The organism is Halosegnis marinus, assembly GCF_029338355.1.
Taxonomy (GTDB): domain Archaea; phylum Halobacteriota; class Halobacteria; order Halobacteriales; family Haloarculaceae; genus Halosegnis; species Halosegnis marinus.
This window is the reverse complement of sequence record NZ_CP119802.1, coordinates 286,640-305,864: the sequence shown is the minus strand read 5'-3', so window position 1 is coordinate 305,864 and position 19,225 is coordinate 286,640. Positions and strand designations below refer to the sequence as shown.

At 71.4% G+C, this 19,225-nt stretch carries 21 protein-coding genes; 11 read left to right on the top strand and 10 right to left on the bottom strand.

The genetic code is table 11. The features are described 5' to 3' along the window. The first annotated feature begins 16 nt into the window (after positions 1-16). The gene (locus tag P2T37_RS01740; RefSeq protein WP_276235023.1) at positions 17-577 is read left to right on the top strand and encodes a DUF420 domain-containing protein; all 561 of its coding nucleotides are present in this window, start codon (positions 17-19) and stop codon (positions 575-577) included. Here the strand turns inward: P2T37_RS01740 and purF are convergent. From purF to P2T37_RS01715, 5 genes are all read right to left on the bottom strand, one after another. Next, complete coding sequence (purF, locus tag P2T37_RS01735) at positions 574-2,034, bottom strand: amidophosphoribosyltransferase (RefSeq protein ID WP_276235022.1); 1,461 nt, start codon at positions 2,032-2,034, stop codon at positions 574-576. The two genes, P2T37_RS01740 and purF, sit on opposite strands and share 4 nt — an antisense overlap. Positions 2,035-2,188: 154 nt before the next feature. Beyond that, on the bottom strand, positions 2,189-2,365 hold the full coding sequence (locus P2T37_RS01730; RefSeq protein WP_276235021.1) for a 50S ribosomal protein L37e: 177 nt from the start codon (positions 2,363-2,365) through the stop codon (positions 2,189-2,191). Continuing rightward, positions 2,362-2,544 (bottom strand): LSM domain-containing protein, encoded by a 183-nt coding sequence (locus P2T37_RS01725; protein WP_276235020.1) that lies wholly within the window; start codon positions 2,542-2,544, stop codon positions 2,362-2,364. The genes P2T37_RS01730 and P2T37_RS01725 overlap by 4 nt, the downstream gene beginning before the upstream one ends. Positions 2,545-2,596: 52 nt before the next feature. Next, positions 2,597-3,598: a lysylphosphatidylglycerol synthase domain-containing protein gene (locus P2T37_RS01720; protein WP_276235019.1), complete on the bottom strand. Its 1,002-nt coding sequence runs from the start codon at positions 3,596-3,598 to the stop codon at positions 2,597-2,599. 38 nt (positions 3,599-3,636) lie between these two features. Beyond that, on the bottom strand, positions 3,637-4,704 hold the full coding sequence (locus P2T37_RS01715; RefSeq protein ID WP_276235018.1) for a zinc-binding metallopeptidase family protein: 1,068 nt from the start codon (positions 4,702-4,704) through the stop codon (positions 3,637-3,639). 78 nt (positions 4,705-4,782) lie between these two features. Here P2T37_RS01715 and P2T37_RS01710 point away from each other — a divergent pair, with 78 nt between their 5' ends. Next, a complete protein-coding gene (locus P2T37_RS01710; RefSeq protein ID WP_276235017.1) occupies positions 4,783-5,040 on the top strand; it encodes a hypothetical protein in 258 nt (85 codons plus the stop codon). A gap of 18 nt (positions 5,041-5,058) precedes the next feature. Here the strand turns inward: P2T37_RS01710 and P2T37_RS01705 are convergent, their stop codons facing one another. After that, positions 5,059-5,676, bottom strand: a complete 618-nt coding sequence (locus tag P2T37_RS01705) for an alpha/beta hydrolase (RefSeq protein WP_276235016.1) — start codon at positions 5,674-5,676, stop codon at positions 5,059-5,061. 103 nt (positions 5,677-5,779) lie between these two features. On the opposite strand from P2T37_RS01705, the gene P2T37_RS01700 reads away from it, so the two are divergent. Beyond that, positions 5,780-6,124 (top strand): winged helix-turn-helix transcriptional regulator, encoded by a 345-nt coding sequence (locus P2T37_RS01700; RefSeq protein ID WP_276235015.1) that lies wholly within the window; start codon positions 5,780-5,782, stop codon positions 6,122-6,124. On the opposite strand, the gene P2T37_RS01695 is transcribed toward P2T37_RS01700, so the two are convergent. Continuing rightward, positions 6,114-6,872: a class I SAM-dependent methyltransferase gene (locus P2T37_RS01695; protein ID WP_276235014.1), complete on the bottom strand. Its 759-nt coding sequence runs from the start codon at positions 6,870-6,872 to the stop codon at positions 6,114-6,116. The two genes, P2T37_RS01700 and P2T37_RS01695, sit on opposite strands and share 11 nt — an antisense overlap. 74 nt (positions 6,873-6,946) lie before the next feature. Here P2T37_RS01695 and P2T37_RS01690 point away from each other — a divergent pair, with 74 nt between their 5' ends. Both P2T37_RS01690 and P2T37_RS01685 read left to right on the top strand, forming a co-directional pair. Beyond that, positions 6,947-7,129 carry a hypothetical protein gene (locus P2T37_RS01690; protein ID WP_276235013.1) on the top strand — a complete coding sequence of 61 codons (183 nt, stop codon included), beginning with the start codon at positions 6,947-6,949 and terminating at the stop codon, positions 7,127-7,129. Positions 7,130-7,191: 62 nt separating this feature from the next. After that, a complete protein-coding gene (locus tag P2T37_RS01685) occupies positions 7,192-8,145 on the top strand; it encodes a zinc-dependent metalloprotease (RefSeq protein WP_276235012.1) in 954 nt (317 codons plus the stop codon). Here P2T37_RS01685 and P2T37_RS01680 read toward each other — a convergent pair. Further along, positions 8,142-10,274: a thioredoxin domain-containing protein gene (locus P2T37_RS01680; protein WP_276235011.1), complete on the bottom strand. Its 2,133-nt coding sequence runs from the start codon at positions 10,272-10,274 to the stop codon at positions 8,142-8,144. The genes P2T37_RS01685 and P2T37_RS01680 overlap by 4 nt on opposite strands. Before the next feature lie 82 nt (positions 10,275-10,356). On the opposite strand from P2T37_RS01680, the gene P2T37_RS01675 reads away from it, so the two are divergent. From P2T37_RS01675 to P2T37_RS01650, 6 genes are all read left to right on the top strand, one after another. After that, the gene (locus P2T37_RS01675; RefSeq protein ID WP_276235010.1) at positions 10,357-12,006 is read left to right on the top strand and encodes an acetate--CoA ligase; all 1,650 of its coding nucleotides are present in this window, start codon (positions 10,357-10,359) and stop codon (positions 12,004-12,006) included. 215 nt (positions 12,007-12,221) lie between these two features. Continuing rightward, positions 12,222-13,184 (top strand): oxidoreductase, encoded by a 963-nt coding sequence (locus P2T37_RS01670; protein WP_276235009.1) that lies wholly within the window; start codon positions 12,222-12,224, stop codon positions 13,182-13,184. A 151-nt stretch (positions 13,185-13,335) separates the two neighbouring features. Then, the gene (purD, locus tag P2T37_RS01665; protein WP_276235008.1) at positions 13,336-14,634 is read left to right on the top strand and encodes a phosphoribosylamine--glycine ligase; all 1,299 of its coding nucleotides are present in this window, start codon (positions 13,336-13,338) and stop codon (positions 14,632-14,634) included. Between the two features lie 48 nt (positions 14,635-14,682). Beyond that, complete coding sequence (locus P2T37_RS01660; protein WP_382210568.1) at positions 14,683-16,596, top strand: DEAD/DEAH box helicase; 1,914 nt, start codon at positions 14,683-14,685, stop codon at positions 16,594-16,596. A gap of 25 nt (positions 16,597-16,621) precedes the next feature. Then, positions 16,622-17,131, top strand: coding sequence for an acyltransferase (locus P2T37_RS01655; protein WP_276235007.1), 510 nt, complete (start codon positions 16,622-16,624; stop codon positions 17,129-17,131). A 39-nt stretch (positions 17,132-17,170) separates the two neighbouring features. Continuing rightward, positions 17,171-17,602, top strand: coding sequence for a hypothetical protein (locus P2T37_RS01650; protein ID WP_276235006.1), 432 nt, complete (start codon positions 17,171-17,173; stop codon positions 17,600-17,602). On the opposite strand, the gene P2T37_RS01645 is transcribed toward P2T37_RS01650, so the two are convergent. Together P2T37_RS01645 and dacZ are read right to left on the bottom strand one after the other, a co-directional pair. Next, on the bottom strand, positions 17,599-18,402 hold the full coding sequence (locus P2T37_RS01645) for a mechanosensitive ion channel domain-containing protein (protein ID WP_276235005.1): 804 nt from the start codon (positions 18,400-18,402) through the stop codon (positions 17,599-17,601). The genes P2T37_RS01650 and P2T37_RS01645 overlap by 4 nt on opposite strands. A gap of 2 nt (positions 18,403-18,404) precedes the next feature. Then, positions 18,405-19,214, bottom strand: coding sequence for a diadenylate cyclase DacZ (gene dacZ, locus P2T37_RS01640; protein WP_276235004.1), 810 nt, complete (start codon positions 19,212-19,214; stop codon positions 18,405-18,407). Positions 19,215-19,225: the final 11 nt, after the last annotated feature.

Below are 19,225 nucleotides of genomic sequence, written 5' to 3'. Positions count from 1 at the left end.
GGCCCTACCGCGGCGTATGCAACAGGCCGTCCGCCGGCGGATACCCGAACTCACCGCCGTCCTCTCGGTCGTCTCGCTCGCGCTGGTGTTCGGGGCGGCGCTCCGCGTCATCCCCGAGTCGCTGCTCCCCGTGGCCTCCGACGCGGTGTTCGACGCCATCCCGCACGTCAACGCCGCCGTCTCGGCGGTCGCCGTCGTGACCATCCTCGCGGGCGTCCGGTTCGCGCGCCGCGGCGAGTACGAGCGCCACCGCGCCGCGATGGTGGCCTCGCTCGGGCTGTTCGTCGCCTTCCTCGTGTTGTACCTCTACAAGGTGACGATACAGGGGCCCGCGCCGTTCCCCGGCCCGGCCGGCGTGGAGACGTACCTCTACCTGCCGCTGCTCGCCGTCCACGTCCTGCTCGCTATCGTCTGTATCCCGCTCCTCTACTACGTCCTCCTGCTCGCCGCGACCCGCCCCATCGCCGAGGTGTTCGGGACGCGCCACAAGCGCGTGGGTCGCGCGGCCGCGTCGCTGTGGCTCGTCTCGTTCGTCCTGGGGAACGTCGTCTATCTGCTGTTGTACGTGGTGTACTAGTCGTCGGCCGGCGCGGCGTCGCCCACGACGGGTCGCTCGACGTCGCGGTCGGTCGTCTCGCCGTCGATGTCGTAGGGGTACTCCCCGGTGACACAGCCGAGACAGAGGTCGGCCTCCGCCTCCTCCAGCGCCGTCGCCACCGCGCCGACCGAGAGGTACGACAGCGAGTCGGCACCTATCTCGGCGCGTATCTCCTCGGTCGTCGCGTCGGCGGCGATGAGTTCCTCGCGGGTCGCCATGTCGATGCCCATGTAGCAGGGCGCGACGATGGCGGGCGCGCCGACCCGGAAGTGGACCGCCTCGGCGCCCACGTCCCGCAGTAGCTCCACCAGTTGGCGGGAGGTCGTCCCGCGGACGATCGAGTCGTCGATGACGGTGACGGTCTTCCCCTCCACCACGTCGCGGATGGGGTTGAGCTTCAGGCGGACGGCGCGCTCGCGGGCGTCCTGCGTCGGCATGATGAACGTGCGGCCGACGTAGCGGTTCTTCATCAGCCCCTCCGCGAACTCGACGCTCGCGCCCTCGTCCTGTGCGGCCTCGGCGTAGCCGGAGGCGAACGCGCGCCCCGAGTCGGGGACGGGCATCACCACGTCGGAGTCGACGCCCGACTCCTCCCACAGCTGTCGGCCGAGCTCGCGGCGCACGTCGTAGACGAGGTTGCCGTCGATGCGCGAGTCCGGCCGCGCGAAGTAGACGTGCTCGAAGAAGCAGTGCGCGGAGCGTTCGGACTCCACCAGCTGGTACGACTCGAACCCCTGCCCGTCGTCGTCGAGGACGACGAGTTCGCCGGGACGGACGTCGCGGACGAGTTCGCCGTCGAGCACGTCGATGGCCGCCGACTCCGAGGCGAGGATGTAGCCGTCCTCCAGTTCCCCGATACAGAGGGGGCGGTTCCCCTCCGGGTCGCGCACGCCGAGGACGGTGTCGTCGTGCATGATGGTGAGCGAGTAGGAGCCGTGGATGCGCCCCATCGTGCGCTTCACCGCGCGCACGAGGTCGGCCTCCAGCAGATTGCGCGCGAGGTCGTGGGCGATGACCTCGGTGTCGCCGTCGCTGGTGAAGGCGTGGCCGTGGCCGGCGAGTTCGTCGCGTATCTCCCCGGCGTTGACGAGGTTGCCGTTGTGCGAGAGCCCGAGCGACCCGGACTTGAACGAGACGGAGAAGGGCTGGGCACAGGAGGTATCGACGCTCCCCGCGGTCGGGTAGCGGACGTGCCCGATGCCGACGCCGCCGGCCAGGCCGTCGAGGTCCGCCTCCGTGAACGCGTCGCCGACCAGTCCCATCTCGACGTGGTCGTGCTGCTGGAAGCCGTCGTGGGTGACGATGCCCGCCGACTCCTGGCCGCGGTGCTGGAGCGCGTACAGCGCGTAGTAGAGGGGGCGGGCCGCGGCCCGGTCGTCGAGCGACACGCCGACGACGCCGCACTTCTCGCGCGGCCCGGAGAGCTCCCGCGTCATGTACGCGGAGGTGTTCGCCGGCGAACCAAAAACACCGTGGTTGTGCGCAGGTCACCCGATGCACGGGGCTGCCTATACACGTTCGTGGATTATCTCGCGCCGATGACGGGCGGCGCTGCCGCTCGGACGCTCGCGAGACGAGAGAGAAAGCCGTTCAGTTGTCGCCCGTCTTGCCCTGCCACTCGTAGCCGCGCCGTTTCGCGGTCTTGCCGAAGCCGCAGGAGGCACAGACCTTCTTGCGACTGTGGTAGGACTTCTCGCCGCAGCGTCGACACTTGACGTGCGTCGTCTTGTTCTTCTTCCCCTGAGATGGCGTACCTGCGCCGGTCATGGTTGAATCGAAACGACGTTGTCGCCGCGGATAATCGTTGTGTTCTCGCCCTCCAGCACGAGGTTCATGTGCTGGTCGTATCCGGTGAGGGTGCCCTCGACGGTGTCGCCGCCCTTCAGCGTCACCGTCACGTCCTCGTCGAGCGTGGCTTCGAGCACGTCGAGCGGTCGGTCGGCCATACCACGAACGAATGGCGGGCGGGCTTAAATACACCGGGATGGCGGAGTGGGGTTACGGCGTCCACCCGCGAAGGAACGCGACCGCGAGGCCGCCACCCCCGATGGCGACCGGGAGCGCGACGGCCCGCACGACGAGCACCGCCGTCGCCGCCGCGACGCCGGGCGCGCCGGTCATCGCGACCAGCACCCCGGCGAGCAGCACGTCGTAGGCCCCGAGGCTCGCGGGCACGGGCACGACGCTCGCGGCCTGCGGGACGGGGACGACGGCGACGAGCGGCACGAGGGCGACGATCGTCCCCGTCCCGGCGAGCGCGACCCACAGCGCCCCCGCGGTCAGGACCTGTTCGAGCAGGCCGCCGAGCGCGATGAGCGCGACCAGCCCCGGCGACTCTCGGAAGCGGAGCGCCCGCGCCCAGAACCGTTCCGCGGCCGCGGCGACGAAGTCCCGCCCGTGCGGGTCGTCGCGGTAGAGCCCCGAGACGCGCCGGACGACCGGCGAGACGGCGGCCACGACGACGGCCGTGACGACGGCGCGGGCCCGCACCAGCGCGAGACCCAACACGGCGAGGCCGACGAGGGCCGCCCCCAGCAGGGCGAGCACCTCGCTCGGGGCCGAGCCGCCGGCGAGCAGTGCGACGGCGAGCACGCCCGAGAGGAGCAGTTGCGCGCCCGACTTCACGTACTTCGCGACGGAGCGCACGCCGAGCGCGTCGCTGTAGCCGGTGTCGGTGGCGACGCCGATGAACCGCGCCATCACCGGCTCGGAGGTGACCGGGCCGGCCGGCGAGAGCGTGTCGAAGAAGTCGCCCGCGAGCGCGAACTGGACGCTCCGGGCCGGGGAGAGCCCGCCGTTCAGCGGCCGGACGGAGGCCCAGACGCCGACGCCGTCGACGACCGACTCGGCGACGACGAGGAGGACCACCGCGGCGAGCGCGCCGGCCGTGACCGTCGCGGCCCGGGCGAGCACGTCCTCGACGCCCACGAACACGACGTAGGCGGCGAGCGCACCCCCGCCGAGCGCGACGCCGACGAGGAAGCGGACGAGTCTGCGCACGGGCCGACTGCGGGCCTCCGTGTCAAAAGCGGCGCGGCCTACACCTCGACCGCGAACGGCGCGTACTGCTCCGCGGCGGCCGCGAACGCGCCCATCAGGTCGCCCACTTCGGCGAGGTCCCCGGTGTCGATGACCTCGACCGGAGTGTGCATGTAGCGGTTCGGGATGGAGACGTTCACCGCGGCGACGCCCGAGCGCGCGGTGTAGAAGCTCTCCACGTCGGTGCCGGTGTCGGAGCCCGCCGCGGACAGCTGGAGGTCGAGGTCCTCGTCGTCGGCGGTCTCCCGTATCGCCTCGACGACGACCGGGTGGTTGCCCGAGCCGCGCCCGACGGCGGGGCCGCCCCCGAGTTCGATGCCCGACCCCTTGGTCCCGGGGGCCTCGGGCGTGTCGGTCGCGTGGGTCACGTCCGCGGCGACCACCACGTCCGGGTCGAGGTCGTAGCCGACCATCCGCGCGCCCTTGCGACCGATCTCCTCCTGCACGGTGGAGACGGCGTACACCGTGGCGTCGGCGTCACGCTCGACCGCGCGCCGGAACCCCTCGGCGGCGGTCCACACGCCCGTGCGGTTGTCCATCCCGCGGGCGGCGACGAGCGACCCTTCGAGGTCGCGGACCTCGGTCTCGAAGGTGATGGGGTCGCCGACCTCCACCAGCTCTCGCGCCTCGTCGCCGTCCGCGGCGCCGATATCGACGTGCATCTCGTTTATCTCGCTGGTGTCCTCGTCGCCGCGGTCGCGGAGGTGGATGGCGACCTGCCCGACGACGCCGGAGACGGGGCCGTCGCTCCCGTGGACCGTGACGTACTGGCCCCGCGTGACGGTCTTGTCCGCGCCGCCGACGCGCGTCAGCTTCAGGAAGCCGTCGTCGGTTACGTCCCGCACCATCAGCCCGATCTCGTCGCCGTGGCCGGCGAGCACGACCGACACGTCCGTGTCCGGGTCGCCCTCGTGGACGGCGACGGCGTTGCCGTACGCGTCCGTGTGTGTCTCGTCGGCGAGCGGTTCGACGCGGTCGAGGAACACCCGCTGGCCGGCCGTCTCGAAGCCGCTGGGGGTCGCGGTGGCGAGCAGGTCGTCGAGGAACGCGCGGCGGTCGTCGTCCATACTCGCGGCCCGGCCCGTTCGCCCGAAAACCTCCCGGTTCTCCCGAACGGATAAGGCCGGGGACGGTGAACGGACGGTATGGCGAAGTTCACCCTCCTCGAACTGCATCTGGACGGCGCACAGTTCACGGCGAACGCCCCGGGCAGCGGCCTCCCGGGCGTCGAGGTCGAGACCGACGACACTGCGGACGACGCCCCCGACTCGACGGGGAAGCCGTGGCTCGCGGCGCTCGTCGGCCTCCTGTTCCTCGCGGCTATCGCCCTGCTGGCGAGGAAGAAACTCGGGGGCGACGACGAGGAGTACACCGACCCCGAGGCGGCCGGCTTCGGCGACTGACCGCGCGTCGGCGGCCGATTACAGGTCGGCGACGACGCCGCGCAGGTAGTCGAGTTCGTCCTCGTTGACGCCGTGACCCATCCCCTCGTAGATTCGCTCCTCCACGTCTGCGCCCAGCGACTCGAACACGTCGCGGGTGTCGTGGACGCGCTCGACGGGGATATGCGGGTCCACGTCCGAACAGCCGAGGAACACCTCGGTGCCGGCCATGTCGCCCTCGTACTCGCCGACCTCGTCACCGATGACGCCGCCCGACAGCGCCGCGACGCCGCCGTAGCGCTCGGGCCGGGTCGCGGCGTACTCGCTCGTCAGGCACGCGCCCTGCGAGAAGCCCATCAGCAGGACGTTCTCCCGCTCGATGCCGTCGTCGACGAAGCCCTCGACGATGCGGTCGATGGCGTCGAGGCCGCCGGTGCGTCCGGGTTCGTTCTTCTCCACGGGTTCGAGGAACGAGTGGGGGTACCACGTGTTGTTCGTCGCCTGCGGCGCGGCGTAGGCCACGTCGTCGCGGGGGAACTCACGGTGCATGGCGAGGATGGACCGGGCGGTCGCGCCGCGGCCGTGCGTCATCACGACCGCGGCGTTCGCCTCGCTCGGGTCGGCGCCCGCGCGGGCCGGCGTGTTCTCGTGGACCATCAGTCGCGCACCTCGCGTCGCGTCTGCGATTTCATGGTGTTACTTGGTAGTGCGGGGAAACTACTTATACGCTCGCGGACATTCGTGCAAGCAGGTAACAGCGATGTCATCCGAGGACCGATACAGCGAGGAGGCCTGCGTCGTCATCGATTCGCTCGAGCAGATCGGGTCGCAGTGGCGGCTCATCGTCCTGCACGACCTGCAGGAGGGCGAGAAGCGATTCAACGAACTGAAGCGGTCGACCGACGCCTCGTCGCGCACCCTCTCGCGGGTGCTCGACGACCTCGGCGAGATGGGGTTCGTCGACCGGCGGCTGGAGGAGGACGCGCCCGTCGCCACCTTCTACTCCCTGACCGCGAAGGGCGAGTCGCTCGGCCCCGTCTTCGAGGCCATCGAGGAGTGGGCGGAGGACTGGCTCGACCCCGACGAGGAGAGCCTCATCGCCTGACGCCGACCGTCGCCCGGTACTCGGCCGTCTCCGCGTACGGTCCCTCGCCGAGGCGGTCGCGCACGGCCGCCTCGAACGCCGCCCTGTCCTCGATTCCCGCACAGTACGACAGCGACTGTACGTACCCCGCCGCCTCCTCGACGGTCCACTCCCGTTCGACCGTGTACTCGCGGACCCGCGTGTCGGCGAACGCGGACCCGGCGAGCACGTCGGCCCACGTCCGGTCGTACGTCACCGGCCCGGTGCGCTCGGGCACGTCCTCGACGAACTCCGTCACGACCTCGTACACCGCTTCCTGCCACGGCTCCGTCCCGCGCACGAGCCACTCGGGGTCGCCGACGAGCGCCACGCCGCCGCCCGGTTCGGTCGCCCGGTCCAGCCGCCGGAGGGTCCGCGTCGCCTCCATCCAGTGGAACGACCGGCCCATCGTCGTCAGCCGGAGCGACCCGCCCGGCGGCGGGAGGTCCGCGTCCGACCCCTCGACCCACTCGACCGCGACGCCGGCCGCGTCGGCGCGCCCCCGCGCGCGGTCGAGCATCGTCGGGTTCGGGTCCATCCCGACGACGCTCGCGTGTCGGGCGAGCGGCACGGCCAACCGCCCGGTGCCACAGCCCAAGTCGAGGACGCGCGCGTCGGCGCCGAGCGCGAACCCGTCCGCGAGGTCCGCGACGAGCGCGTCGGGGTAGTCCGGCCGGTAGGCGGCGTAGTACCCCTCGGTGCCGGCGAAGCGGTCGGCGGCCCCGTTCATATCCGGGCGAGCGGGGGCGGCTGTAAATCCGTTCCGCCGCCGTGTTTTTCCGTCCCGCGGCGCGACGGGCGACCGTGACCGACACGACCGACGACGAGCGGTACGGGGCGGCCGGAGCCGGCATCGGCGGCGCGGTCGGCGGGGCGACGGCCGCGGCGGCCCCCGGAATCGGCGCCCTCGGCGTCGGGCTCGCGGCGGGCACGGGGGCGCTCCTCGCCGCGGTCGCGGGGCTGGCGCTCCGGGACCGCGCCGAGTGACCGGCGCGCGGCGGCCGCGCCGCGTGGAGAAGGCCTATAGCCGGCGCGACGAACGGGAACCCATGACACTGTTTCGCGCCGTGCGCGCCGTCGCGGAGAGCGAGGGCGACGGTCCCGTGGACTGGGACGCCGCCGCGGCGGCCGCGAAGGCCGCGGTCGAGCCGGGCGACCTGACGCTCACCGACGCCGAGCGCGAGGGGTACGCCCGCGACGTGCGCGACGCCCGCGACCGGGTTCGCGAGGTCGCCGCCGTCGACTTCGACCTCCCCGACACCGTCGAGGTGCAACACCGCCACCACTGGATCGACGCGAACGTCGCCACCTTCCGCCGGGTGATGGAGCCGCTCGCGGAGGAGGCCGTCGGCCCGGTCCCCGGCCTCGCGCGCTCCGTCAACACCGGCACGATGGGCGTGACCCTCGGCTTCCTCGCCAACAACGTCCTCGGCCAGTACGACCCGCTCCTGCTCGCCGAGGGGGACGACCACGCGCTCTACTTCGTCCACCCGAACATCGGGAAGGTCGCCGGCCTGCTCGACGTGCCGGAGCCGCGCTTCCGCCGCTGGATAGCCTTCCACGAGGTTGCCCACGCCGCCGAGTTCGGGGCCGCGCCGTGGCTCTCCGAACTCCTCGAGGAGCGGATGCGGGAGGGCGTCGCGGGGCTCACCGAGGGGCAGTTCGACCGCGCGGCCCTGACGGAGGTGAACGTCGCCATGACCGCCGTCGAGGGGTACGCCGAACTCGTGATGGACCGCGCGTTCGACGAGGAGTACGACGACCTCCGCAGAAAACTCGACGAGCGGCGCGGCGGGAAGGGGCCCATCGGAAAGCTCGTCCGTCGCTTGCTCGGGTTGGGCATGAAGCGCGAGCAGTACGAGCGCGGCAAGGCGTTCTTCGACGCCGTCGCCGACGAGCGCGGCGTCGAGGGCGCGAGCGCCGTCTGGGACTCGGAGGCGAACCTCCCGACGGACGAGGAACTGGACGACCCGGCGAAGTGGCTGGCGCGCGTCCCGGTCTAGACCTGCCAGTCGAGCGCGGCCGCGAGGTCGTCCCGCGGCGGCGAGCAGGCGCGGTTCCGGCAGGCGTACACCGTCGGGCCGTCCCTCGCGCCGCGCGCGTTCCATATCGGCGGCGCCTCGTCGAGTCCAAGCCGGTCGAGCCACGACTCCATCTCCTCGTCCGTCGGCGGGCGAACGGAGAGGAGCCGCAGCGGGAGGTACCGTTCCGCGAGCGTCGCGCGCCACGCGTCGGGGAGGCCGTCGGCCGCGACGGTGAGTTCCGTCCGCCCGACCGCGAGCGCGTCCGCCGCGAGGACGAACGCCGCGTGCTGGAGCGGGTCGGATTCGAGCGTGCTCGCGTGGGTTTCGACCACGGTCTCCGCCACTTCCGCGAACGTGTCGTCCGTCGTGAAGTGCGAGAGCGCGTCCAGCGTCTCGACGGCGACGCCCGTGCTCGACGGCGTCGAGGAGTCGCCGAGTTCCTGCGGGCGAGCGACGAGCGACTCGCCGCCCGCGGGCGTGAAGTAGAGCGTCCCCGCCGCGTCGTCGTAGAAGTCGCGGACGAGCGCGCGGGCGAGGTCCAGCGCGAACGCGAGGTGGTCCGCGTCGCCGGTCGCCTCGTAGGTGTTGAGCGCGCCGCGCGCGAGGAACGCGTAGTCCTCCAGGTAGCCGTCGCCCTTCACGTCGCTATCCTTCCACCGGCGCGAGAGCCGCTCGCCGTCCCACAGGCGCTCGCGGACGAAGCCGAGCGCGTCGGCCGCGACCTCGGCGTACCGCTCGTCCAGCGCGATGCCGGCCTCCGCGAACGCCGAAACCATGAGGCCGTTCCAGCCTGCGAGCACCTTCTCGTCGCGGTTCGGGGCCGGGCGCTCGGCGCGGTAGTCGCGCGCTCGGTCCGTCGCGCGGTCGAGTCGCTCCTCGACCTCGTCCTCGGGGAGGTCGAACTCCGCGGCGAGGGAAGCGACGCTCGCGGATTCGGTGAGGACGGTCCACGACTCGGTCGAGCCCGTCACGTCCTGTTCCGGCTCGAAGTTGCCCGCTTCCGTGACGCCGTAGCGCGCGGCGAACAGGTCGGCGTCCGTGTCGTCCCCGACGGCGGCGCGCACGTCCTCGGGCGTCCAGACGTAGTAGGCCCCCTCGACGCGCTGGCCCTCGTAGGGGGAGCGCGCGTCGAGCGTCGAGAAGAAGCCGCCGTCCTCGTGGGTCAGATCGCGCTCCACGAACGCCAGCGCCCCGCGGGCCGCGTCGGCGTACCGCTCCTCCCCGAGTAGCTGGTGGCCGGCGAGGAACGTCCGCACGAGGCCGGCCTGGTCGTACAGCATCTTCTCGAAGTGAGGGACGACCCACTCCGGGTCCGTGCAGTAGCGGTGGAAGCCGCCGCCGAGGTGGTCGTGGAGGCCGCCCGCGGCCATCGCGTCCAGCGTCTCGCGGGCCACGTCCGCGTACACCTCGGTCCCGGTGCGGTCGGCCGCGCGCAGGAGGAGGTCCACCCGCGGCGGGTTCGGGAACTTCTGGCCGCGGCCGAACCCGCCGTGGTCGCGGTCGGCCCCCCGCACCGCCGACGCGGCCGCGCCGTCGAGGAACTCCGCGTCCGGGGCCTCACCCGGCGCGTCGGGCACGTCCTCCAACTCCCCGCGCGCCGCCGCGGTCCACTGCTCGGCGCGGGCCTCTATCTCCTCGCGCTCCTCCGGGTCGTCCCACGCCGCGGCGACGTGTTCGACCAGCTGTCGGAAGCCGGGCTGGTTCCGCTTCGCCTCCGGCGGGAAGTAGGTCCCGACGAAGAACGGCTTCCCCTCGGGCGTACAGAACACCGTGAGGGGCCATCCGGCCTGCCCGCGGACCAGCCGGCAGACGGTGATGTAGAGGGAATCGAGGTCCGGGCGCTCCTCGCGGTCCACCTTCACGGGGACGAACGACTCGTTGAGCGTCGCGGCGATACCCTCGTCCTCGAAGCTCTCCTCGGCCATCACGTGACACCAGTGGCACGACGAGTAGCCGACCGAGAGGAATATCGGCCGGTCGCGCTCGCGCGCCGCGTCGAGCGCCGCGTCGTCCCACGGCTGCCAGTGCACGGGGTTGTCGGCGTGCTGCCGGAGGTACGGCGACGCCTCCTCGTCGAGGCGGTTGCGCGCCAGCGGGTCTGCGGTCATACCCCGCGTTCGGCGGGGAGGCGTAAAGGCCCCCGCGCTCGCAGGGAGCAAGGTTTGTTACCGTGTCGCGTGGACGGGCGGTATGGCACCGACCGAACGGCTCGACGCCTACCGCTTCCACGAGCGCGAGTGGGGGAGCTACGGGGAGCTACGGGAGGCCTTCGAGTGGGAGCTACCGGACCGGTTCAACATGGCCGCGTACGTCTGTGACCGCTGGGCGGCCGAGACGCCCGAGGCCCTGGCACTCGTCGCCGACGACGGGGACGGAACCCGAACCCTGACGTACGCTGACCTCGACGCGGCGGCGAGCGCGCTGGCCCGCCATCTCCGCGCCGAGGGCGTCGAGCGTGGCGACCGCGTCGGCGTGAACGCCCCCCAGCGCGTCGAGACGGCCGTCGCGCACGTCGCCTGCTGGAAACTGGGCGCGGTATCGGTCCCGCTCTCGACGCTGTTCGGGCCGGACGCAGTCGAGTACCGGCTGGCCGACGCCGGGGCGGTCGCGGCCGTCGTGGAGGGGTCGGCCGCCGAGGCCTTCCGCGAGGCGCGACCCGCGTGCGTCGAGAGCGTCGTCCTCGTGGACGGCGACCCGCGCGGCGACGAGACGGCCTACGACGAGGCGGTCGCGGGGGAGGAGAAGAGCCTCGACGCCGTCGATACCGCCGCGGAGGACGACGCGCTGCTCATCTACACCTCCGGGACGACGGGGAACCCGAAGGGGGTGCGCCACGCCCACCGGATGCTGCTCGGCCACCTGCCGCTCTTCCTCACGACGTTCTGTAACCTCGACCTGCGCGACGGCGACACCTTCCACACGCCGTCGGAGTGGGCGTGGATCGCCTCGCTGTTCGACGTGGTCGTCCCCGCGCTCTACTACGGGCGGACGCTCGTCGTGGACGAGGCCGGCGGCCCCTTCGACGCGGGCCGGACCTTCGACCTGCTGGACCGCCACGGCGTGACCCACTTCTTCGCGCCGCCGACCGCGCTCCGCGTGATGATGACCCTGGAGGCAGAGGCCGAGCGCGTCCGGGTCGTCGCCTCGGGCGGCGAGTCGCTCGGCCCGTCGGTCGCGACGTGGGCCGCGGACGCGTTCGGCGGCGCGGTCGTCCACGAGGGGTACGGGCAGACGGAGGCGAACATGGTCGCGGGCGACTGCACCGCGCTCGCCGAGTCGCGCGAGGGGTACATCGGCCTCGCGGGGCCGGGCCACGACCTCGCCATCGTGGACCCCGACACGGCCGAGACGACCGTTCCGCCCGGCGAGGTCGGGGAGATAGCCGTCCGCTACGAGGGCGACCCGGTGTGCTTCGTCGAGTACTGGAACGAACCGGAGAAGACCGCGGCGAAGGTGCGCAACGGCTGGCTGCTCACCGAGGACCTCGGCCGGATGGACGCCGACGGCTACCTCGCGTTCGAGGCGCGCAAGGACGACGTCATCATCTCCGCGGGCTACCGCATCGGCCCCGTCGAGATAGAGGAGTCGCTCGCCGGCCACCCCGCGGTCGCCGACGCCGCCGTCGTCGGCGTCCCGGACGACGAGCGCGGCGAGGTGCCGAAGGCGTTCGTCGTCCTCGCCGAGGGGTGGGAGCCGACCGAGGCGACCCGCGAGGCGCTCCGGGAGCACGTCCGCGAGCGCCTCGCCAAGTACGAGTACCCCCGCGACATCGCGTTCCGGGAGAGCCTGCCGACGACCGCGACCGGGAAGGTCAGGCGCGCGTCGCTGACCGACGAGTAGGCACGTTCAGCTCTTTCGAAGCCCTCCGTGCCTGACGGATACCGCGTGCTGAATATAGAGGGCGAGTCTATCGACGAACTAGTTGCTGGCAAACGCTATTGTATCCTCCAGATGAACCTCAGTCATCACCAGCACGGGCGGGCGTGAGCTATCCGACGAAATGGTCGCTGATATGAGCTTGCACCTCGTTTCGTCTCTCCGCGCACCTATCACCAATGTCTGAACGACGCGATTCTACCGATTCAGTCGACGACGTAGCTGGCGAACTGCCTGCTGTCGGGACAGCCGTGGTGACAGGGGCGAACAGCGGACTCGGCTTCGAGGTGACGAAGGGGCTCGCCGAGAAGGGTACACACGTCGTGATGGCGTGCCGGAGCATCGAGCGCGGCGAGGACGCGAAACGGCGAATCGAAGCCGAGGTCCCGGGAGCGTCACTGACAGTGAACGAGCTCGACCTCGCGGACCTCGAGTCGGTCTCGGCGTTCGCCGAGTGGTTCACGTCGACGTACGACGCGCTCGACGTACTCTGTAACAACGCGGGTGTGATGGCTATCCCACGCACGGAGACCGAACAGGGATTCGAGTACCAGTTCGGCGTCAACCACCTCGGACACTTCGCACTCACCGCCCACCTCCTCCCCGTCTTACAGCAGACCACGGGGGAGTCCCGTGTCGTTGTGCAGAGTAGTGCCGGGCACAGGAAAGCCGATATCGACTTCGAGGACCTTCAGGGCGAGGAGTCGTACAGTGCGTGGGGGGCGTACGGGCAGTCGAAACTCGCGAACCTCCTCTTTGCATACGAACTCGACCGTCGACTCCGCATGGCGAAGGCGAGCGTGAAGAGCCTCGGCTGCCACCCGGGTGGGTCCAAGACGAACCTCCTGGACCACAGCGCCACACAGGGCGGATTCCGACCCGACCTCCTGCTGATGAGACTCCTGAACGCAGTGATCGTACGGAGCGCCGAACGTGGCGCAGAGTCGATGCTCTACGCCGCCCTCGACCCGAGTATCGACGGCGGCGAGTACGTCGGCCCCGACGGTTTCATGAACATGTACGGCGACCCGGTCGTCCAGCCGTCGAGCGACCGGTCATACGATGAGACACTCGCCCGCCGTCTCTGGGACGTCTCCGAAGACCTCACGGGGGTCTCGTTCGACCTCCCTGAACCGAACTAGCGAGAGGGGTGCTGATACCCTCGCGCCCTCTATTCAGCACGGTCTCGGAAGACCATCGAAGCCCGAGGATTCCAACGAGTAGGCACGTTTCTGTATATGCTCGCCGCGTTGAGAGACAACCTTTACACTCCCGTGCCGTCCTCCCTCGCGTATGTACGGAGACGAGCGCGTCCTCTTGGTCGGCGGCGGCGGCCGCGAACACGCGGTCGCCCGCGCGGTGGCCGAGTCGGACGCGACGCTGTACGCCTGCGCGTCGAACCGCAACCCCGGCATCGCGTCGCTCGCGGCCGGGGTCGAGACGCTCGACGAGACGGACCCCGACGCGGTCGTCGCCTACGCCGACGAGGTGGACGCGACGGTGGCCGTCGTCGGCCCGGAAGCACCCCTCGCCGCGGGCGTGAGCGACGCGCTGGACGAGGCCGGCGTGTACGCGTTCGCGCCGAACTCGACGGAGGCGCGCATCGAGACGGACAAGAGCTTCCAGCGGGAGTTCCTCGACGAGCACGGAATCCCCGGCAACCCCGCCTTCGAGGTGTTCGACGACACCGACGCCGCCTGCGACTTCATCGACGGCTACGACGGCGACCTCGCGGTCAAGCCCGCCGGCCTCACCGGGGGCAAGGGCGTCCGCGTCATCGGGGACCAGTGTACGCCGGCGGAGGCGAAGGCGTACCTCCGCGAGGAGTCGTACGACCGCGTCGTCCTGGAGGAGCGGCTGGTCGGCGAGGAGTTCACCGTGCAGGCGTTCGTCGCCAACGGCGACGTGCGGCCCGCCCCGGCCGTGCAGGACCACAAGCGCGCCTACGAGGGCGACGAGGGGCCGAACACGGGCGGGATGGGCAGTTACTCCGACGCGACCCCGGAACTCCCCTTCATGACCCGGGGCGACTACGCCGCGGCCGTCGATATCGTCCGCGCCGTGGTCGACGCGATGCCCGAGTACAAGGGGATTCTGTACGGGCAGTTCATGCTCACCGCCGAGGGCCCGAAGATCGTGGAGTTCAACGCCCGCTTCGGCGACCCGGAGGCGATGAACACCCTCCCGGTCCTCGACACGCCGTTCATGGACGTGGTGACCGCCGCGCGCGACGGCCGGCCGCTCCCGGAACTCGTCTTCGACCGGCGCGCGACGGTCTGCAAGTACGCCGTCCCCGAGGGGTACCCGACTGACCCGAAGGCCGGCGCGAAGGTCCGCATCGACGAGGAGAGCGCCGGCGACGCGCTGCTCTACTACGCCAGCGTGGACGCCCGCGAGGACGGCGTCTACACGACCACCTCCCGGTCGTTCGCGGTCGTCGGCGTCGCCGACAGTATCGCCGAAGCCGAGACGATAGCCGAGGACGCGCTCGCCGCCGCCGGCGAGGAGGGCCTGCGCGCGCGCCACGACATCGGGAAGGCGGACCTCGTGGCCCGGCGCGTCGAGCACATGGCCGAACTCCGCGGCGAGTAGTCGCCGCGACGCGCGCCGCTTTTGTCCGTCGCCGCGCTACGAGCGGTAGTGACCGACTCCGACGGCGGCCCCGACGAGGGGGCCGCCCCCGACGCCGACGCGGCCCCGGACACCCGCGACGGGGACGCGCCCGACCTCACCCTCGACGCCTTCTACGACGCGCTGGAATCGGCGGGCCGCCCGCTGCTGACGGCGACCGAACTCTCGCGCCTGCTCGACTGCACGCAGACCGAGGCGCTGGCCGCGCTCGAAGCCCTCGCCGGGTCGGGCCGCGTCGAGTCCGCCGACGTGGAGGCCGACCCGACCGTCTGGTTCCCGACCGACTACAAGGAGACGGCCGACCGCGAGCGTATCGTCGTCTTTCCCGGGCGCAGACAGGTCGTCGTCGACGCCCCCTCGCAGTTCACCCGCGCACAGCTCTCGCAGTTCGCCCACCTGGAGGACGCCAACCGCGAACACGGCTACGTGTACGAGGTGCGCGAGGAGGACGTGTGGGCCGCGCCGTACGACGACTTCGCGGGCCTCGAACGCACGATGCGGCAGGCGCTCGGCGAGCGCAACGAGGCGCTGGAGGAGTGGGTGAAGTCCCAGTGGGAGCGCGCGCGGAAGTTCCGGCTCCGCTCGCACGAGGACGGCTACACCGTGCTCGAAGCCCGGAACGCGGACCTGCTCGGCAACATCGCCGAGCGCGAGCTGGACGAGGGCCAACTCCGCGCCCGCATCTCCGACACCGAGGCGTGGGTGGCGGAGGAGTCGGTCGCCGCGGTGAAGCGCGCGCTCTACGAGGCGGGCTACCCCGTCCTCGACACCCGCCACCTCGACACGGGCGAGGCGCTCCCCCTCGACCTCCGCGTCGACCTCCGCGACTACCAACACGAGTGGGTGAACCGCTTCGTCGAGAAGCGCTCGGGCATCCTCGTCGGACCCCCCGGCTCGGGCAAGACCGTCGCCGCGATGGGCGTGATGAGCGCCATCGAGGGCGAGACCCTGATTCTCGTGCCCGGCCGGGAACTCGCCGCCCAGTGGAAGGAGACCATCCTCGAACACACCTCGCTCGCCGACGAGCAGGTCGGCGAGTACCACGGCGGCAAAAAGGAGATACGGCCGGTCACGGTCGCTACCTATCAGACCGCGGGGATGGACCGCCACCGCCACCTGTTCGACGACCGGAAGTGGGGGCTCATCGTCTACGACGAGGTCCACCACATCCCGTCGCCCATCCACCGCCGCTCGGCCGACCTGCAGGCGAAACACCGCCTCGGGCTGTCGGCGACCCCCATCCGCGAGGACGACAAGCAGAAGGAGATATTCACCCTCGTCGGGCCGCCCATCGGGACGAACTGGGCGGCGCTGTTCGACGCCGGCTACGTCGCCGAACCCGAAATCGAGATACGCACGGTGCCGTGGGCCGACGACGAGTCGGCGAACGCGTACGCCGACGCCGCGGGCCACGAGCGGCGACAGGCCGCGGCGGAGAACCCCGCGAAGATACGCGAGACGCGGGCGATACTCCGCGACCACCCGGGCGCGAAGGCGCTGATATTCGTCGAGTACATCGCGCAGGGCGAGGCGTTCGCGGAGGCGCTGTCGATACCGTTCGTCTCCGGGGAGATGCCCCACGCGCGCCGGCGCAAACTGTTCGACGAGTTCCGCAACGGGCCGCGCGACGCGCTCGTCGTCTCGCGGGTCGGCGACGAGGGTATCGACCTGCCGAACGCCGAGATAGCCGTCGCCGCGTCGGGCCTCGGCGGAAGCCGCCGGCAGGGCGCCCAGCGCGCGGGCCGGACGATGCGCCCCGTCGGCAAGGCGCGGATGTACGTCCTCGCCACGCGCGGCACGGAGGAGGAGGACTTCGCGCGGTCGCGTACCCGACACCTGCAGGGGAAGGGCATCAGGGTGCGGGAGCGCGAGGCCGAGACGCTGGACCCCGGCGACCGCACGGGCGACGACCGGACAGAGTGAAACCCCCCGGCGTCCAAGGCCGCCCGTGAGCGACGACACCGGCACCCGGTACGACCGGCTGGAGCGACACCCGACCGAGGGGCCGCGAAACTCCCTGTGGTCGTGGACCGACGAGAAGAGCGTCCTCCGGGTCGTCTACAACTACCTGTTCGTGCTGGTCGCGCGGCTGGCTCCCTCGCTCCGGCTGAAGAACTGGGCGCTTCGTCGGCTCGGGGCGACCGTCGGCGAGGGCGTCTCGTGGGGGCTGGAGGCGACCCCGGACGTGTTCTGGCCCGAGCGCGTCACCCTGCGCGACGACTGCATCGTCGGCTACGACTCCGTGCTGCTGTGCCACGAGTTCCTGCAGGACGAGTACCGCCTCGGCGACGTGGTCGTGGGCGAGCGGGCGATGGTGGGCGCGAAGGCCGTCGTCCTCCCCGGCGTCGAGATCGGCGCGGACGCGCAGGTCGCCGCCGGGTCGCTCGTGGCCGACGACGTGCCGCCGGGCGTGACGGTCGCGGGCGTCCCCGCGGAGCCGGTCGAGCGCGACGCGTAGGGCGGACACCGTTATGCCGCCGCCGGCGATAGGGCGGCCATGGACCCCGAGACGGCGGCGGTGTCGGCGTACCTGTCCCCCACGGACGCCGCCGTCCCCGAGGGGGTGTACCGTCTCGTCGGCCTGCCCGACGGGCGGGCCACCCTGTTGCTCGTCGGCGACGCCGAGGGGCGGCGCGTCCACTCGGGTCGCCTCGTAGCCGTTTCCCGCCCGGCCCTCGCCGGCTTCGAGCGCACCGACCCGCCGGCGCCGCGGCGCTCGGTGTCCGGCGCGCTGACGCTCGGCTACTGGTCGGTGCGGGCGTTCGCGCGACAACTGGCCCGGACGCCGTTCCGGGCGGCGGGCGCGGCGCTGTTGCTCGTTGCGGGCTTCGCCGCGGACGTCTCCTCGGCGGTTCCCGAGGCGGCCGCGGCGGCGCTGGTCGTCCTCGGGGCGCTGGCGCTCTCGCTCGTCGGGAGCGGGCGGCTCTAGCTCCGGACGACGACGATGCCGCGCCGGAACACGCGGTGGTTCGGGACGACGTATTCCTCGCCCTCGGCCTCGACGCGCGTGACGAACGTGTCCACCTCCTGGACGATGCCGCGGCGGCCGTCCACCTCCACCTCGTCGCCGATGGCGTACGGCTCCGTCAGCAGGAGATAGACGCCCGCGGCCGCCGACGCGAGCAGGTCCTTCGTCGCCAGCCCGCCGAGGAGGACGAGGCCGAACGCGTAGGCGGCGAGCAACACGAGCAGGGGGAGCGTGGCGACGCCGAGCTGTGAGAGCGCGACGAGCGCCGCGACGTAGAAGACGCTGTACTTCGCCAGCGTCGGGACGATACCCGCCTCGGGCACCTTCACGCTCCGGAGCCGCTCGCGGACGTAGAGGTCGAGCTTGTCGCCCGTGATGACGCCGACGATGAGGACGATGACCGCGATGAACAGCTGCCGGAAGAAGTCCGTCAGCCGGGTCGTGAGCAGGTCCTGCGGGAGGGCGTTGACGAGCCGGAGCGCGACCAGTCCGCCGACGACGAGGACGAACAGCCCACAGAGGTTCGCGAGCAGGCCGACGGTCGAGGTGCCGAGCCGCTGTGCCGTCCGCTCGAACGGCGTTCCCTCCACGGCCGTCGGGACGTCGAGTCCCCGGAGCAGGCGCCGGACGTACCGGCGCGTGAGTACCCCCGCGACGAGCGCGAGCAGGAACACGACGATGCCGACGAACAGCTCGAAGCGGTCGGCGAGCAGCCGGTGAAGCGTCGCGTCGAGGCCCGTTCCGCCGGCGTCGTGGGGCACGGTCAGTACTCCTCCGGGTCGAGTTCGAGGATGAGGTCGCCGCCCTGGAACGCCCGAACGAGGCCGTCGGACTCCGAGAGCACGATACAGACCGCGTTCGTCTCCCGGGTGATGCCCGCCGCGGCCATGTGGCGCGCGCCGAGCCCCTTCGGGATGTCCGTCCCCTCGGCGCTGGGTTCGAGGTAGCGGTACGCGCTCACGATCTTCCCGGAGTCGGAGACGACGAACGCGCCGTCCAGCCGGGAGAACTCCTTGAGCATCACGTTCACGATGGGGTCGCCGACGTGGACGTGGCTCTTCTCGAAGGGGTTGTACGAGAGCGGTCGGGACTTGTTCATCACCTTCCCGGCGTCGCCGACGACGAACAGCGCGCCGACCTGCTTGCCCTTCTGCCCCTTCTTGCCCAGTTCGACGGCGACCTCGAACACGTCGCGGATGACCGACGGGTCGGCACGCGACTCGACGAACAGGTCGTAGACGCCCGAGCGCGAGAAGGAGTCGGCGTTCACCCGCGTGACGGTGTCGATGGCCCCCTCGAAGACGTTGGTCGCGCAGGCGACGACGTGTTCCTCCTCCACGAAGCCGGCGTCGAGCGCGCCCTCCATCCCGAACCGGATGCGGTCGCGCACGTCGGCGAACGCCAGCGGGAGTTCCACGAACCGCTCGGCGTCGACCGTGTCCTCCCCCGCGACGACGATTACGGGGACCTCCGCGTCCGCGAACGACTCGTGGTAGGTGCCGCTGGGCGAGAACAGCAGTATCGCGTCGACGTCGTCGACGATTCCGCCCAACAGGTCGCGGAGGTCGCTCATTGTACCCCCCT

Bases quoted from the DNA above. Each gene is read 5' to 3' on its own strand.
- P2T37_RS01700 (WP_276235015.1), top strand. From the start codon at position 5,780: ATGTCATCCGAGGACCGATACAGCGAGGAGGCCTGCGTCGTCATCGAT.
- dacZ (WP_276235004.1), bottom strand. From the start codon at position 19,214: ATGAGCGACCTCCGCGACCTGTTGGGCGGAATCGTCGACGACGTCGAC.
- P2T37_RS01715 (WP_276235018.1), bottom strand. From the start codon at position 4,704: ATGGACGACGACCGCCGCGCGTTCCTCGACGACCTGCTCGCCACCGCG.
- P2T37_RS01650 (WP_276235006.1), top strand. From the start codon at position 17,171: ATGGACCCCGAGACGGCGGCGGTGTCGGCGTACCTGTCCCCCACGGAC.
- P2T37_RS01670 (WP_276235009.1), top strand. From the start codon at position 12,222: ATGTCTGAACGACGCGATTCTACCGATTCAGTCGACGACGTAGCTGGC.
- P2T37_RS01725 (WP_276235020.1), bottom strand. From the start codon at position 2,544: ATGGCCGACCGACCGCTCGACGTGCTCGAAGCCACGCTCGACGAGGAC.
- P2T37_RS01740 (WP_276235023.1), top strand. From the start codon at position 17: ATGCAACAGGCCGTCCGCCGGCGGATACCCGAACTCACCGCCGTCCTC.
- P2T37_RS01685 (WP_276235012.1), top strand. From the start codon at position 7,192: ATGACACTGTTTCGCGCCGTGCGCGCCGTCGCGGAGAGCGAGGGCGAC.
- P2T37_RS01730 (WP_276235021.1), bottom strand. From the start codon at position 2,365: ATGACCGGCGCAGGTACGCCATCTCAGGGGAAGAAGAACAAGACGACG.
- P2T37_RS01705 (WP_276235016.1), bottom strand. From the start codon at position 5,676: ATGGTCCACGAGAACACGCCGGCCCGCGCGGGCGCCGACCCGAGCGAG.
- P2T37_RS01675 (WP_276235010.1), top strand. From the start codon at position 10,357: ATGGCACCGACCGAACGGCTCGACGCCTACCGCTTCCACGAGCGCGAG.
- P2T37_RS01710 (WP_276235017.1), top strand. From the start codon at position 4,783: ATGGCGAAGTTCACCCTCCTCGAACTGCATCTGGACGGCGCACAGTTC.
- P2T37_RS01695 (WP_276235014.1), bottom strand. From the start codon at position 6,872: ATGAACGGGGCCGCCGACCGCTTCGCCGGCACCGAGGGGTACTACGCC.
- purF (WP_276235022.1), bottom strand. From the start codon at position 2,034: ATGACGCGGGAGCTCTCCGGGCCGCGCGAGAAGTGCGGCGTCGTCGGC.
- purD (WP_276235008.1), top strand. From the start codon at position 13,336: ATGTACGGAGACGAGCGCGTCCTCTTGGTCGGCGGCGGCGGCCGCGAA.
- P2T37_RS01680 (WP_276235011.1), bottom strand. From the start codon at position 10,274: ATGACCGCAGACCCGCTGGCGCGCAACCGCCTCGACGAGGAGGCGTCG.